Origin of the sequence: Streptomyces sp. URMC 127 (genome assembly GCF_051386535.1) — a bacterium.
Classification (GTDB): domain Bacteria; phylum Actinomycetota; class Actinomycetes; order Streptomycetales; family Streptomycetaceae; genus Streptomyces.
Map to the genome: position 1 here is coordinate 1 of NZ_JBPQTW010000176.1, position 15,139 is coordinate 15,139.

Sequence of the window (15,139 nt, forward strand, 5' to 3'; positions counted from 1 at the left end):
CCCCCGGCGCCACCCGGCGCGGCGGGAGGAGGTGAGCTGCCACGGGACGCTGGTGACCATGACGCCGGGCGTGAAGAGCAGACGGCTCTTGAGCCACAGCGCGGACTGGTTGTGCAGCAGGTTCTCCCACCAGTGGCCCACGACGTACTCGGGGATGAACACCCCGACCACATCTCGGGGACTGGTGCGCCGCATGGAGCGGACGTATTCGACGACCGGCCGCGTGATCTCCCGGTACGGGGAGTCGATCACCTTCAGTGGTACGTCGACGTCCAGTGCCTCCCACGCCCTCTCGAGCGACTTGGTCTCGTCCCGGTCGACGGCGACGGTGAGCGCCTCCAGCTGGTCGGGCTTGAAGGCGCGTGCGTAGGCCAGGGCACGGAGGGTGGGCTTGTGGATGGTGGAGACGAGCACGATGGCCAGGACGCGGGAGGGGCGGGTGAGTTCGGCGCGGGGGTCGGTGACGGCGAGCTCGGCCGCGGTGGCGTCGTAGTGCCGGCGGATGGCGCGCATCATCGTCCACAGCACGGTCGCGGCGGCGACGGCCAGCCAGGCGCCCTGGACGAACTTGGTGGCCAGCACGATCACCAGGACCAGGCCGGTGATCACCGCACCGATGGCGTTGATGACCCGGGCTGCCTGGCCCTGCCGCCGCACCACCGGGTCGGATTCGGTGCGCAGCAATCGGTTCCAATGGCGGACCATGCCGGTCTGGGACAGCGTGAAGGAGGTGAAGACGCCGAGGATGTAGAGGTGGATGAGACTGGTGACGTCCGCCTTGTAGAACCACAGCAGCAGGCCGGCAGCGAGGGCCAGGGCGATGATGCCGTTGGAGAAGGCGAGCCGGTCGCCGCGGTTGTGCAGCTGCCGGGGCAGGTAGCGGTGCTGGGCGAGGATCGAGGCCAGCAGCGGGAAGCCGTTGAAAGCGGTGTTCGCGGCCAGGATCAGCACCAGTGCGGTGGCGGCCTGGACGTAGTAGAAGCCGAGGCTCTGCTCCCCGCCGAATACCGCGGCCGCGAGCTGGGCGATGACGGTCCGCTGCGTGTGCGCCGCGCAGTCACCCGGCAGGCCGGTGAGCCGGCAGGGGTCCTCGGTGATGTGCACCTTGGCGACCAGCGCGAGCGTGGTCACTCCGGCGAACATGGTCACCGCGATGGTACCCATGGCGCTCATGGTGGTCGCCGCGTTCTTCGACTTGGGCTTGCGGAACGCCGGCACGCCGTTGGAGATCGCCTCCACACCCGTCAGGGCGGTGCAGCCACTGGAAAAGGCGCGTAGGGCGAGCATGACCAGGGCGAGGCCGGCCAGGTTCGCGTCCGCGGGGTCGGCCTCGATGCCGTAACCGGCGCTCTCCGAGACGGGCGGGTGACCGAGCAGGTAGCGCAGCAGCCCGGTGGCGACCATGATCAGTACACCGGCGATGAAGAGGTAGGTGGGGGCCGCGAAGGCCCGGCCGGACTCGCGCACCCCGCGCAGGTTCGCGCCGGTGAGGAGCACGACGAAGCCGATCGCCATCGCCACCCGGTGATCCGCCAGCCCCGGTACCGCCGAGATGATGTTGTCCACGCCCGAGGCGACGGACACCGCCACCGTCATCACGTAGTCGACCAGCAGGGAGGCCGCGACCACCAGGCCGGCCGACGCGCCCAGGTTCGTCGAGGCGACCTCGTACGAACCGCCGCCACTCGGATAGGCGTGTACCACCTGGCGGTACGAGAGGACCACCACGGTCATCAGCACCACGACCGCGGCCGCGATCCACGGCGTGAAGTGCAGGTACGCCATGCCGCCCAAGGTCAGGACGAGGAGGATCTCCTGCGTGGCGTACGCGACCGACGACAGCGGGTCGGAGGCGAAGATCGGCAGGGCCAGCCGCTTGGGCAGCAGCGTCTCGTGCAGCTCCTCGCTGCGCATCGCCCGGCCGATCGTCAGCCGCTTGAGGAACCCCGTCACGTCGATCACGGGATGAGCTTAAATCGCACATACAGGATATCTAGTGTAATTCGGCTCGTGGTGCGGCGTCTGTGGTGGGGCGTCAGAAGCGCGTCAGAGAAGCGGCGGACGGCTTGCGCCGGGCAGTCCGGTTGCCTTGGATGGTTCTCGTGAACAGCCACCTGCGCCACGACGACCGGCCGCCTCATACGGCGCTGCCCGGCACCGCGCGCTGCTCACTTTCTATGCGCTGAGCGTATTTCCCTTCCGCGACACAGCGAGGGCGCGCCGGCACAACGGTGCGTTGTCTCCGCACCTCACCCAGCCTGTCGGCGTTCACGTTCACGTGCGCTGCCGCGGAAGTCGTCTTCTGTTCACACGGCAGCCCGCCACGGGGCGGACCCGGCTGCCGCTTTGTTCGAATTCCCGGAGTGGATTCCCCTGTCTATTCCCATGTCTTCCGCTGTCTCGCCCGCTCCCAGGACTGTTCTGGTCACCGGTGCCACGTCCGGGCTCGCCGACCAGCTGGTCGCCCAGACGGCCTGACCAGTCCTAACGCCCGGCATCCCGCTACGTAGAGAAGGAACGGTATCTGTGTCCAAGCGCTCCCGTAAGAAGCGATCCCGCCGCAAGAAGAAGGCCAACCACGGCAGCAAGGCCTGCAACTGACCGCAGGTCATCACTACCGGGGGCGGGCGGTGAAGAACAGCCCGCCCCTCGGGTTCTCCGGAGCCGTCATGCCGAACGACAACGCCCTCCGCACCCCGCCGGCCACCCGGGCACGGCAACTCTGGTTCCCCGCCGGCCGCCCCGGCGTGGGAGCCCTCCCCGAACACGCCGCCCGCATCGGGCTGGGCACGTGGTGGACCGACCACCCGCTGCGACCGCGGGCCGCCACCGTCTCCTGCGCGGGATACGCGGTCCTGGCCGGCGACCCGTGCGCGACAGACCCCGGGGGCCTCGCGCATCTGGCCCACTGTTATGTCGTCGCCCCGGACCGCTTCCTGCCTCTCCTCGGCAGGGCATTCGAGCGGATCGGCCCCTGGGAGCGCATGATCTGGGCCCATCGTGGCTCGGTGCCTTTCGTCCGGCTCGCCCCTGCGATCACCGTCCGCCCGCTCGCCGTCGCCGATGCGTCGGCAGTCCGGGCCCTCGGCCCCGACTTCGCCTGGATCACCGAGAGCTGGGGCGGCCCGGCAGGGCTCGTCGCGTCCGGCCGAGGCTGGGGCGCCTTCCGCGACGGGCGCTTGCTCTCCCTCGCCTGCACCCTCTTCGCCGGCAGCCGCTACGAGGACATCGCCGTGGCCACCCTGCCCGCCGAGCGCGGCCGCGGTCTGGCTTCCGCCTGCGTCCGGGCGCTGTGCGCCGACATCACCGCCCGCGGCCGCATCCCGTCCTGGACCTGCTCTCGCGACAACCACCCCAGCCGCCACCTCGCCGCGAAGTCCGGATTCCAGCTGATCCACGCCTACGTGCACTACGCACTCGGAGCCCCGGTAGCCGGCTGCCGGCCTTCCATGGGGGCCGCCCGACCATAGGCGCAGGGCGGCCGCCTTGCCCCGGCGCCCTATGGAAACCCGGAGAGCCGCCGGTCCGGCACGCGGTCCGGCAAGGGCTCCTGGACCGCCGGCGCCGATGCGCGTGCATCGGCGCCGGCTTGCGAGTGTGCTGCCCTCAGCTGACGTGCCCGGCGGTTCGGCGCTGCTCGGCGCGGTGGGCCATCACGTCGAGGATCCGTTGCCACGTCGGCGATGCCTCGGCGATCCGGGAGAAGATCAGGTCCACGTTCCCTCGCTCGCTGCTGTCGCGTCCGTGTTCGATCTCCCATGCGTCGAGCTCGTCGATGAGCTGGTCCACGCGGGGGTCGTACGGGTCCCAGTCGAGCGACTGGTCGCAGACGAGATACAGGCGCGTCGTCCCGGGGTCGTCGAAGCTGGCGTTCTTGTCCCGTATCCCCTGCTGCATGGACTGCGGGTCCAGTGCCTGCATCAGGATCCACACATCCCGCTCGAGCCGTACCATTCGTTCGCTGACGCCGAGACTGCGCATCCGGTTCAGGATGGCGACCACCTCGGGCGGCAGGACGAGCCCCTCGCCGACGGCCAGTTGGGCGACCCGGCGGCGGTGCTCGGTGAGCTGGTCGATCTTGCGCTGCAGCTCGGCGTCGATGGCGGTGACGGCCGCGGCGAACTCGGCCGGCTGCGCGTGCAGCAGCGCGTCGATACGGGCCAGTGGCACCCCGGCATCGGCGAGGGTCCTGATCCGGATGAGATCCACCGCCGTTTGCGCGCTGTAGCGGCGGTAGCCGGACGCGTCGCGCTCGGGCTCGGGCAGCAGGCCGACGTGGTGGTAATGGCGGACCGTGCGCACGGTCACGCCCGCACTCGCTGCCAGCTGGCTGATCGTGAGCACCGTTCACCTCTGGTCTTCGGAAGCGTGCCGGGCCGAGTCTAGGCGCGAGCGGCCCGGTCGACGACGTCACGGATCGCCTGGACCACGGCATCGCGGCGCTCGAAGATGAGCTGGCTGTGACCGGTGTCGGGGAGGACGCGGTGTTCCCCCTGCGAGACCGCGCTTGCCATGGCCGCGTACAGCCTCTTCTTGCCGTCGTGCATCGCCTGCAGCGTCTTCTCCGGCATCAGCGCCTGCTGGCCGGGGTCGATGCCCATCGGGGTGAGGGCGATCAGCGGAACGTCCGGAAGGTCCGGCCCCTCCCGCAGTTCGGTGGCGAGGCCGGCCATCGAGGCGCGCTCGGCGATGCCGGCATGGATCCACTTGTCGCTCACGTGATACTCGATCAGCGGCTCCCGCACCTCCTCCGGGTAGTCCACGAGCAATGCGGCGCACATCTGACGTATGGCCGGGAGCCCCTGCCGGAGCTGCTCCTCCGTAGGCGACATCTCCACGCTCGCGGCCAGGCGCGCCTCGGGAGGCATGAAGTCGTCCCAGTCGCGGTGGAAGGCGTCCAGCCAGACCAGACCTGCCACCTGCTGCGGGTACAGCTGCGCGAACCGGTGCGCGTAGGCACCGCCGAGGGAGTGCGCCACCAGGACGTACGGGCCGGCGATGTCCTGGGCGTGCAGCAGCTCGTGCAGTTCCATGGCGACCGCGGCGGCGGTGCGCGGCAGGGGGACGTCGTCGCTGTAGCCGGTGCCGCCGCGGTCGTACACCACGGCCGTGGTGAATTGCGAAACCTCTTGCTGGACACCGAAGTAGTCCAGACCGACCGCGCTCGCGCCCGGCAGGAACACGACGGCCGGTCCGCCGCTGCCCGACCGGTGTACGAAAACGCGACGGCCGCCGCTCTCCTGGAAGCCTCCGACGGGAGGGGTGAACTGAACCGAGGACGTGGTGTTCTTCGTCATGCGACAAGCTTCCAACCCTGACGTAGGGGCAAGGTCAAACCCTTCCGTCGCCGCACTCACCATGCACACAGCGGTTCAATGCGCCGTCATACCGCGAGGCACCTCTCGCTGGTCCGGCTGACGGCACGCCGGACCACGAGGCGGGCACAAACACGCGGGTCCCGCCCTCCTTGCCTAGGGCGGGACCCGCGTACTACCGGTCGGGCTGAGACGTCCTTACCGGATCGTGGACCCGAACGCCTTGCCGCCGGACGGGATACCGTCCTTGCCGGGCTGGTACACCGTCACCGGCTGGTCGGCGCCGGAGGCGTCGTGCGAGGTGACGTTGCGCCACGGCACCGCGTAGGCCGCGCCCTGCGCGTGCGGACCCGTCGGCATGCCCACGTAGATGTGCGTGGGGGAGACGCCGACGGCCTGGCCCATCCGCTGGTTGGCGCCCGGTGCGCCCGGAACCCCGTTGTGGCCGGCGTACAGGACGTCGTTGTGCGGGCCGGGAGCGCCGAGGAGGGTCATGGTGTGCACCGCGCCGGCGGCGGCCACGGATCCCTGGGTCTCACCGGGGGCACCCACGACGAGCTGGAGCGTCTGCCACGTGGGAGCGGTCCTGGGCGAGAGGTTGACGGCCTGGAGCGTCTCACCGAAGCGGTCGCCCGTCTCGATGCCCCCGATGACGTCCGGCTGGTCCTGGTTGATCACCTGGTACTGCGACCAGCCGCCGGAGGCGGGAATCTTGAACGTGAACACGGTGCCGGCGTTCTTCACGTCCACCTTGTTCGCGTTGACGACCGACTCGCCCGGTGCGCCAGCGGCGAGGACGGAGTCCCCGTTCGGGCCGTTCTCCACCAGGGCGACAGAGGTGCCGAAGGCGTCGCCGGTCTCGGAGCCGCCGGAGACCTTGTCGTCGTTCTGGTTGATGTTCGCCCGCTGCGCCGGCTTGCCGTCCGCTCCACGCTTGTGCGACAGCACCCACACGGCACCGGCGTCGACGGCCTTGTCGATGTCCTCGCCCGGTGCGCCGATGGCGATGTTGTTGGCGTCGGCGGCCACGGACCAGCCGACCTTGTCCCCGGCCTCCAGGCCGCCGGACATGCCGGCCTCCTGGGTCAGGTTCACGTTGGTGCCGCCGCGCACGTAGAAGACGTTGCCCGCGTCCTCCTTGGCGCCGATGGCCTCGCCCGGGTCACCGATCACGATGAAGGGATCACCCTCGCGGGTCTGCCCCGCTGCGAGGGAGTAGCCGAGCATGTCGCCCTTCTCGTTGACCGACGCCTTCAGCGCGCCGTTGCCCTGGCCTTGCACGAAGTCCTCGGCGGCACGGCCCTTGCCCAGCCCGCCGGCGGAGCCGTAGACGACGGACACCATGCCGGCGTCCGCGACCGATCCGGCGTCCTCGAACGGCACGCCGACGACGAGGTCGGTGTAACCGTCCTGGTTGTAGTCCACCGTGGCCAGCGACTGACCGAAGCGGTCACCGGCCTCCGCCGCGCCCGGGACGAAGGACAGGCTCTGGTCGAGCTGGACGTTGCCCTTGCCGCCGCCGTAGACGACACGCACGGCACCGGCCTCGGCATTGCCGTCGACGGTCGCCTTCGGATCGCCGATGGCGATGTCCTCGATGCCGTCCCCGTTGAAGTCGACGACCGGGGCGGCCTTCACGGCCGAGTCCACCCAGGCGGCGAGGTCGTCGGTGCGGGTGGCGACGCCCTTGGTGGACGTTTGCGCCGCATCGATGCCGAAGCAGCCGCCCTGGTCGGAGCGGGAGGCCACCGACACGAGCTGCGCGATGTCACCGGAGGTACGGAACAGGGGTGCGCCACCGTCGCCGGCGCAGATCGCGGCGTTGTCGCCGGTGACCTCCACGTCGCTGCCGCCCGGAGCCGCCGCGGTGAAGGTCCCGTTGTGTGCCTTGAGCGGGGCCCACTCGTCCTTCGTACGGCCGTAGCCGGTCAGCGTCAGCTTCTCGCCGGCCTGCGCGGGAGCGGTGGCGAGCTGGGCGGGGCGGACGTTCGCGACCGGGGCGGACAGCTTGGCCAGGACGACGTCCCGGTCCTCGCGGGGGACGAGCTTGACGACGGTGCGCTCGGCGCCGGCGGTCGTGGTGAGGTCGGTGCGGCCGATGACGGCCTTGGTGGTGAGCCTGGGAGCGCCGACCGGAATCCTGATCGACTCGCCGGGGTTGTCGGCGAAGCAGGAGGCGGCGGTGATGAGCCACTCCGGGTCTATCAGGGCGGCGCTGCACGCCTTCGTGCCATTGCCGATGTCGAGCCGGGCGGTGAAGGCGCGCGTGTTGTCCGCCTCGGCAGGCCCGGTCACGGCGTGGGCGGAGAAGGCGGGAGCGCCGATCGCGGCAGCGGCTACGAGGGCCGTACACAGGGTGCGCCGCTTGTGGGTTGTGCGCATGAAGGGTGTTCTCCGGTTACTTGCTCGTACGGATCTCGACGAGGACGTGGTCGCGGGACTGCGGGTCGGTGGACTCGCCGACCGGTGTCCAGTCGCCCTTGGCGACCTTGACCTCCTGCGGCGTGTTGTCCGGCGCCGTGAGGGTGACGTCCGCGGCATGGTCGGACGCGCCCCGGACCGCGAACACCGAGGGGATCTCCAGGGTGAGGTAGCCGGAGGCGCCGGTGGTGCGGAAGCAGATCTTCTCGTTCTTCCTCGACCACACCTCCATCAGCCCGGTGCCGGAGGAGCAGTCGGCGAGGGTGACGTGGCCGTCACCGCGCTTGAGGGTGATGCCCTTCTCGGCCTTGATCTTGTCGGCGCCGGGGTAGTTGAAGTCCTCGACCACGTAGCCGGGCCGGCCGTCGGCCACCGTCACCGGGTTGTCCGACGTGCTGTTCTGAGGGGAGGCGGCGGCGAGGAGCGCAGCTGTGCACGCTGCGACGGCCGCACCGGTGGCGATGATCCGCCGTGCGAACTTCATGCAAGTTCCCTTATGAAAAGGAGGAATTGAAGCGTGCCGAGCGGCCCCTGTCCAGGACGGACACGGTTTTTCACCAGAGGACCGCTCGGCCACGGAGGCGTCGAATTCAAACACGCGCACCCGCCCCGCACCATCCCATTAACGCAATATTGATCAACAAAACCCCACATACAGGACTTGTGGTCTTTCTCATTGCTTCCCGGCGGTCCCGCAGGTGGTCAGCAAGTGCTCAGCCCGCTTATCGTCACGACGCGCATCTGCCATGTCCCCGCTCACTCGTCCTGCTCAATCCCGTTGCAGGCAGGGGGACGTGCGCGCGGCTGACTCAACATCTGCCCGACGGTATGCCGCCGCACTTGCGCCGACGTCGGACACCGATCCCGAAGGATCACTTTGGACACCACGTTTTGGAGCAGGCGGCGCGTTCTGGGCGCCATCGCGGCCACTACGGTCGTCGCCGCCACCTCGAGCCTCGTCCTCAACCCCGTGGCGGCCCTGGCCGACACCCCGCCGGCCGACGGCGACGACGGCGATCCGTTCGCCCTGCCCGACACCGACCGGGCGAAGGCCGTCCAGGCCTGGCTGCTGGGCGGGCGGGCCGTCCGCGCCGCCGCCGAGGCCGCGCTGTCCGGCACCGACGCCGACATCCAGGCCTTCCTGACCACCGAACTCCCCAGGGCCACCGCGGAGGACAACCGCGTTGCCGTCGTCACCTCCCTCGCCGGAGGCGGCAAGGGAACCCGGCGCGAGGCCTCCGCGGCGATCGACAGCGGTGACGCCGCGATCGCCGACTACCTCAAGGGCGGTTTCAAGCCCGGCATCATGGAAGACCTGCGCGTGGCCACCACGACCGTGATGGCGAACGGAGACAAGGCCGTACGCCGTGACGGCGGCGCCGCCCTGGACGCGGGCACCCAGGCCGCGCTGGAGGCGTTCCTCACCGAGGGCCAGTACACCGCCCGTGAGGAGGACATGCGCTTCGAGGCCTCCAAGCTCATGGTGGAGGCCGGCCCCGAAGTGCGGAAGTACGCCTCGCGAGCTCTGTCGGGGTCGGCCGACGACGTCGAGTGGTTCCTTGAGACGGGTCAGCACATCGCCCGGGCCCGTGACCAGGAGGCCGCGACGATCGAGGAACTCGTCGCGGTCGTCGAGCGCGAGGGCAAGAAGGCCGACGCGAAGACCAAGCAGGCCGAGGAAGCCGCCGCCCGTGCCGTGGAGGCAGCCGCGAAGGCCAAGGCGGCGGCGGAGAAGGCCGCCGCCGAAGCCCAGGCGGCCCAGGAGGACGTGGTCAAGACCGGCAAGGCGGCCCGCAAGGCGGCAGAGTCCGCCAAGGGCGCCGCCGACTCGGCCCGGGTCGCCATCCGCGCCTCCCACGCCGCCGTCCAGGCCTCCCGCCGCGCCGCCTACGCCGCCACCGCCGCGAGCCAGGCCGCGGCCACCGCCGGCTCCGCCGCCGCCCGGGCCTACGGCGCGGCCATCGCCGCCTCGAAGGACGCCTCCAAGGCGGGTGCCGCCAAGGACGCCGCCGTCGCCGCCCGCAACGCCGCGGCCAAGGCGCGCAGCGCGGCCAAGGCCGCCGACTACGCCCGCGCCGCCTCGGCCCAGGCTGTGAACGCCGGCTCCGCGGCCGCCTCGGCGGCCCGCAACGCCGCCGCTGCCGCCAACGCCTCCGCCACCGCCGCGTCCGCCGCGGGCAAGGCACAGGCGGAGGCCGCGGAGGCCAAGCGGCAGGCACAGATCGCAAACGTCAACGCTGCGATCGCCACCAACGCCGCCGGCACGGCCCAGGCCTTGGCCAACGCCGCGGCGACAGCGGCCCGCACCGCACGCGACGCCGCGAACAGCGCGGCCGACCACGCGGAGAAGTCGGCCGAGGCCGCCGAGTGGGCCGCCAAGTATGCGGGCAAGGCCGTCGAGTACGCCAAGAAGTCCACCGAGTTCGCCAACGCGGCCACCAAGGCCGCGAACACCGCCACCGAGGCCGTCACCCAGGCCGTCGACGTGGAGAAGAAGGCGCGGGAGGCCGAATGGCAGCGCCTGGACCAGGACATGAAGCAGGCGCTCGAAGAGGCCCGTCTCCTCGCACAGATCGAGGAACAGGAGAAGGGGGAACTCGCCGAGAAGCGAACGCAGGCCGACCAGGCCGATCAGGCCACCAAGGATCTCCTTTCCCGTGCCGAGTCGGCACTCAAGGCGGGCGATGCGAACCTTGCCGCCACCCTCGGACGCAAGGCCGCCATCGCTCTGATGAACTCCCGCGGCACCTGGTCACGGGAGGCGGCACGGTTCGCCCTGGCCGGCACGGACACCGACGTCCACGCCTGGCTCGACACCGACCGGCAGCTCGCGCAGAACCAGGACGACCGGGAGACCGCCCTCTACATAGCCCAGACGGCCGCCCCGGAGATCGCCGACGCGGCGGCGAAGGCACTGGCCGACGACGCCCCGGACGCCGCCACGAAGTTCCTCGGCACCGGCGCCGTCGAGTCCGCCGCCATGGACAACCGCGTCGCGGTCAGCCGCGTCCTGGCCAACAACCCCGGCAGCGCGGTGAAGAAGGCGGCGAACGACGCGCTGAACGCCGGAACCGCCCAGGCCCTGTACGAATTCCTCAGCACGACGTACGAGGCGGCGCAGCGGGAGGACGACGCGGTCGCCACCGCCGCCGTCATCGCCAAGGCCGGCCCGTACACCAAGGCCCACGCCCAGGCCGCCCTGGAGGGCCCGGCCTGGATGCGCCGCAACTTCCTCGCCTCGGTCCAGTACAAGACCGCGCAGCTCGACCACGACTCGGCCGCCCACATCGCCGCCATGCAGGGCGCGATCGCCGGCGCCGCGAAGATCGCCCACAAGGCACAGGAGGACGCCGCACGGGCGCAGGAGGCGGCGGCGCACGCACGCGACGCCGCCAAGGAAGCGCTGGAGTGGGCGGACAAGGCCAGGAAGTCCGCCGAAAAGGCCGCCGACTACGCCAAGCAGGCGGACACGAACGCCGACGCCGCCGAGAAGTCGGCCAAGGAGGCACGGGCCTCGGCCGACAAGGCGAAGCAGGCCGCCGCCACCGCTCGCACGGCCGCCCGCTCGGCGAACTACTCCGCCAACCGCGCCGTGGATGCCGCCCGCCGCGCCGTGTCCTCCGCCAACTCGGCCCAGGCGTCCGCCGCTTCGGCACGCGCCTCCGCCATCCAGGCGGGCAAGGACGCGAAGACGGCGACGGCAGCCGCTAGCCAGGCACGCCGGATCGCCACGGCCAAGCGAAAGGCCGAAGTCGCGGAGGCGGCCAGGAAGGCGGCCGAGGCGGCGCGCAAAGCCAAGGAAGCCGGGAAGAACCCGGCGGACTCGCCCGACAACGACAACGTCAAGGGCGGCCTTCCCTGGTGGAAGGAAGGCGCGCGATGGGCGGCGAACGCCACCAACTGGCTCAGCATCGGTACGGGTTTCGCGTCTGCCCTGTGCGGTATCGGCGGCCTGTTCTTCCCGCCCCTGGAAGCCTTCGCCGGTGGCTTCGCGTATGCCTCGCTCGCGTTCGGTGGGCTCAACGCCCTGTTCACCGGTATCGGCTACGGCTGGTCGAGCAGCGAGTTCAAGTCCTCACTCGGCAGCCTGGCCCTGGGAGTGATCACCTTCGGCCAGTCCAAGTGGATCGGCGCTCTCGGCGGTGGCAAGGTCGTCACCAAGGTCACGCAGTTCGGACACGACCTCATCTCTCCGGTCACCGGCGTGCTGAGCTCCGTCTTCTGAGAAGGGGCGAGGAGACGTGAGGTAGAACTCCGGAAACGGGGGCCGGCGGCGCACTCGCCGCCGGCCCTTGAGCACTGCCGAAAGGACCCGCCGTGCTCGCACAGCTTCCCCTGCCCCACCTGCTGCTGATGGCAGCGTTCTCCACCGTCGTCTTCTGCTGTGCCATGGACAGGTGGACGAAAACGCACAAACTTACGGCGGTGTTGTTCGTCCTGTGCATCGGCGGCTGCCTCGGCATGGTCGCGGTGGGCCGTCTTCAGTACCAGCACTGGAATGCCCGCCAGATGCTGGTTCTGTACTCCTTCGCGCTGACGGGGCTCACCGTCGGCCTGTTCCCGTCCAGGAAGCTGTTCATGAAATACGGCGACGAATGGCGCCGTGGCGTGAAGAGGGACACATACGAATACCCCGCCCGCTACCAGGCGGCCCTGTACGTCTCGGTGATCGTCATGTGCTTCCTGGCCTTCGTCCTCTCGACCTGATGAGGCGAGAGGCCGTCCCGCGCGGCAAGGGTGGCTGTCGCCGTGCAGGGCGGGGAGGGAGCTGCCGGCCGAGGCGGCTCTGGAGGCCGGTTGGCCCGCGTCTGTTCGTGCTGCGCCGAGGCGAACGAGCCGGGCGGGGGCGGGCTACGCCCACTTGCATGAGGCGACGGGTGTTACTTGCCGGCCGTGCCGGGTTCCCCGCCGAGGGACTCCTGATAGACGTCCGCATAGGTACGGGAGTCCTTGACCAGGTCGTCGTAGAACGCGGCGACGTCCGTGCCGATGAGCTCCATGACCCCCTTGCCTGGGAAGTTCATCTCCCGCCCTCCCTGAGTCTGTCGATGCGTGATGAGACGTACTGCCATTTCGCCCAGAACTTCGCGAGTTCCTCGCGACCGGAGCGCTCGCCCCGGTCCAGGAGGTGAGCGTCATCGGCCAGATGCCGCGCTCATAGCAGGCCCCCGCGCGCCCCCTCGGAAAGCCGAGGACGACACCCCGCCCCGTCGGCAGCAGAGGGGGCAGGGAGGGAGGATTCGTACCGGCTTCCCTGCACCGCGGGCCCGTGCCGGAAATTCCGGGTACGAAGTGAACGGCAAGTGCCCCGGAGGAGAGGACGAGTTGCTGTGCCCCTACGGAGACCAAGAGGCGCCCCGGCCCTCGCCTGTGCAGTGGCCGGGCTGCTCGCGGGCGTGCCGGTGCTGACCGCCTGTACGAGCACCGGATCGTCCACGCGTGGCATGCCCGGCAGCGGTACGGACCGGGCGCACGCCGACGTGCTGTTCGTCGGCGCACACCCCGACGACGAGTTCCAGTCCCTGGCCACCCTCGGCCGGTGGAAGGAGGAGGACGGGCTCAGCAGCGCGGTCGTGACCCTCACCCGGGGCGAGGGCGGCGGCAACGCCGTCGGGCACGAGGAAGGCGTGCCCCTCGGCATGATCCGTGAGGCCGAGGAGCGCAAGGCCGTCGGGATTCTGGGGATCCGTGACGTCTACTACGCCGACAAGCCGGATTTCTGGTACACGCTCAACGCGCCCCTGACCGGCAAGGCCTGGAACCGCACGCCGCAGCGGGAGACGGACACCCTGGAGCGGCTGGTCCGGGTGATCCGGGCGACCACCCCGAAGACCGTCGTCACCATGGACCCGCGGCCCTTCGGCCAGCACGGCGCCCACCAGCAGGCGGGGCGCCTCGCCATCGAGGCGTTCGGCATGGCCGGTGACCCCAGCGCCTTTGCCGGGCAGATCAGCGAAGAGAAGTACCGGCCCTGGAAGCCCACCCGGCTCCTCACCCAGAGCTGGGGCTTCAAGGGGCCCGTGGGGGCGCGGTGCGACGGCAAGCGGATCAACGACGAGAACACCGGGCTGCCCGTCCTCGGCGTCTGGCCGGGCGGGAATTCCCCCGGTGGCAGGACCTGGGCGCAACTGGAGCGGGACGCGGCCCGCGTGTACGCCACGCAGGGCTTCGGCTCGCTGCCGGAGAAGGTCGAGACGCCGGCGGAGGAACTCCCCTGTGAATGGTTCACGGTGGTGGCCGATGACGGGAAGCCGCTGAAGGCGGAGGAAAGGGCCCAGTCCGGCCTGCGCCCCCAGTACGCGGAATTCCAGGAATGGGCGCGGCGGATGAAGATGCCGTGGCTGGCGAACAAGGCCCAGCCCGACTACCCGGACCGCCCCACCGCGACGGTGCCCGAGGTCGCGAAGGCCCCCGCCGTGAACGGCAAGGCGGACCCCGGGGAATACCCCGGGAAGGCGGTGGAGCTCAAGCACTGGGAAGGCACGCCCTGCAAGACCGCGAACGACTGCGCGGCCGACGCCCGCTTCTCCCGCAACGGCGACGACCTGTACGTGCTGGTGCACGTCACGGACGACAAGAAGGGCGCCGGGCTCGACCGCGAGAAGGACTGCAAGCGTCACTGGCGCACGGACTCCGTCGAGGTGGACCTCGACCCGCAGGGCCGCTCCGACGACACGTCCACCACCTTCAAGGCCGCCGTCCTGCCCTTCACCGCCGGCGGAGGCGGGCCGTGCGCGGCACGCGACGGCGACAACCGGCAGGGCCCCGCGGCCAGGACCGCCCCGGGCATGGTCGTGGCCTCCACGGTGACCGAGCCGTACGAGGGCTACACCGTAGAGGCCAGGATCTCCCTCGCGGACCTGCCCGCGCCCGCCGACCCGGGTCACCTCACCGCGAACGTCCTCCTCTACGACTCCGACACCCAGGACAGGACGGGTCAATCCCGGCGCGCGTGGGCCGCGTACGGCAGCGCCCAGGCGGACCCGTACGTGTGGGGCACCCTGAGCCTGCCCGGCTACGTCCCGCCGCCCGGACGCCCGGCGCACGCCGCCGCCCTTCCGCTGGAGGCGGCCCGGAGCACGGACTCCGAAGCCTCCCGCGAGCAGCACCGCCGCACCGGCGTCCCCCTCGGCTGCGGCCCGCGACGGCCGGAGTGAGCCCCGGCCGCCTGCGAGCCGCGCTCACCCCATGACTTCGGGAGTCGTACAGCCAAACGAAACCATTGACGTTATCCGTTCATGAACTTTATGGTCGCGGGACTCTCGCAGGAGATACGAGAACGACGGAGAACAATGACGTACTCTCCCGGCGCCCGCCCGCGTCCCGCCCGCACGACCGCGCTGCTGCTCGCCGCCGCGCTCGTCGCGACGGTGGCGCCCGCGGCCGCCGCACCGGCACCGCAA

9 protein-coding genes and 2 pseudogenes are annotated in these 15,139 nt (G+C 70.6%); 4 read left to right on the plus strand and 7 right to left on the minus strand.

What is annotated here, in order from left to right:
• Window positions 1–1,914 (minus strand): APC family permease (locus ACSNOH_RS26715; RefSeq protein WP_436723985.1); only part of this gene is annotated, 1,914 nt, incomplete at its 3' end.
• A 755-nt stretch (window positions 1,915–2,669) separates the two neighbouring features.
• Between ACSNOH_RS26715 and ACSNOH_RS26720 the strand changes: the two genes are divergently transcribed.
• Entirely contained in the window at window positions 2,670–3,470 is an 801-nt protein-coding gene (locus ACSNOH_RS26720; protein ID WP_436723977.1) for a GNAT family N-acetyltransferase, read from the plus strand.
• Between the two features lie 136 nt (window positions 3,471–3,606).
• Here the strand turns inward: ACSNOH_RS26720 and ACSNOH_RS26725 are convergent, their stop codons facing one another.
• From ACSNOH_RS26725 to ACSNOH_RS26740, 4 genes are all read right to left on the minus strand, one after another.
• Window positions 3,607–4,344 carry a MerR family transcriptional regulator gene (locus ACSNOH_RS26725; protein ID WP_436723978.1) on the minus strand — a complete coding sequence of 246 codons (738 nt, stop codon included), beginning with the start codon at window positions 4,342–4,344 and terminating at the stop codon, window positions 3,607–3,609.
• Window positions 4,345–4,382: 38 nt separating this feature from the next.
• On the minus strand, window positions 4,383–5,297 hold the full coding sequence (locus tag ACSNOH_RS26730) for an alpha/beta fold hydrolase (RefSeq protein WP_436723979.1): 915 nt from the start codon (window positions 5,295–5,297) through the stop codon (window positions 4,383–4,385).
• A gap of 216 nt (window positions 5,298–5,513) precedes the next feature.
• Window positions 5,514–7,697 (minus strand): trypsin-like serine protease, encoded by a 2,184-nt coding sequence (locus ACSNOH_RS26735; RefSeq protein WP_436723980.1) that lies wholly within the window; start codon window positions 7,695–7,697, stop codon window positions 5,514–5,516.
• Between the two features lie 16 nt (window positions 7,698–7,713).
• A complete protein-coding gene (locus ACSNOH_RS26740) occupies window positions 7,714–8,220 on the minus strand; it encodes a hypothetical protein (protein ID WP_436723981.1) in 507 nt (168 codons plus the stop codon).
• A 393-nt stretch (window positions 8,221–8,613) separates the two neighbouring features.
• Between ACSNOH_RS26740 and ACSNOH_RS26745 the strand changes: the two genes are divergently transcribed.
• Window positions 8,614–11,961: a hypothetical protein gene (locus ACSNOH_RS26745; RefSeq protein WP_436723982.1), complete on the plus strand. Its 3,348-nt coding sequence runs from the start codon at window positions 8,614–8,616 to the stop codon at window positions 11,959–11,961.
• 92 nt (window positions 11,962–12,053) lie between these two features.
• Window positions 12,054–12,443 carry a hypothetical protein gene (locus tag ACSNOH_RS26750; RefSeq protein WP_436723983.1) on the plus strand — a complete coding sequence of 130 codons (390 nt, stop codon included), beginning with the start codon at window positions 12,054–12,056 and terminating at the stop codon, window positions 12,441–12,443.
• Between the two features lie 173 nt (window positions 12,444–12,616).
• Here the strand turns inward: ACSNOH_RS26750 and ACSNOH_RS26755 are convergent.
• Both ACSNOH_RS26755 and ACSNOH_RS26760 read right to left on the minus strand, forming a co-directional pair.
• A pseudogene (locus ACSNOH_RS26755) lies at window positions 12,617–12,748 on the minus strand (DUF1048 domain-containing protein); the annotation flags it as partial.
• 8 nt (window positions 12,749–12,756) lie between these two features.
• Window positions 12,757–12,843: pseudogene (locus ACSNOH_RS26760) on the minus strand (PadR family transcriptional regulator); the annotation flags it as partial.
• 223 nt (window positions 12,844–13,066) lie between these two features.
• Between ACSNOH_RS26760 and ACSNOH_RS26765 the strand changes: the two are divergent.
• Entirely contained in the window at window positions 13,067–14,893 is a 1,827-nt protein-coding gene (locus tag ACSNOH_RS26765) for a sugar-binding protein (RefSeq protein WP_436723984.1), read from the plus strand.
• Window positions 14,894–15,139 lie beyond the last annotated feature (246 nt).

Excerpts from the sequence above, each read along its gene's own strand:
- ACSNOH_RS26720 (WP_436723977.1), top strand. The coding sequence starts at position 2,670 with ATGCCGAACGACAACGCCCTCCGCACCCCGCCGGCCACCCGGGCACGG.
- ACSNOH_RS26730 (WP_436723979.1), bottom strand. The coding sequence starts at position 5,297 with ATGACGAAGAACACCACGTCCTCGGTTCAGTTCACCCCTCCCGTCGGA.
- ACSNOH_RS26735 (WP_436723980.1), bottom strand. The coding sequence starts at position 7,697 with ATGCGCACAACCCACAAGCGGCGCACCCTGTGTACGGCCCTCGTAGCC.
- ACSNOH_RS26740 (WP_436723981.1), bottom strand. The coding sequence starts at position 8,220 with ATGAAGTTCGCACGGCGGATCATCGCCACCGGTGCGGCCGTCGCAGCG.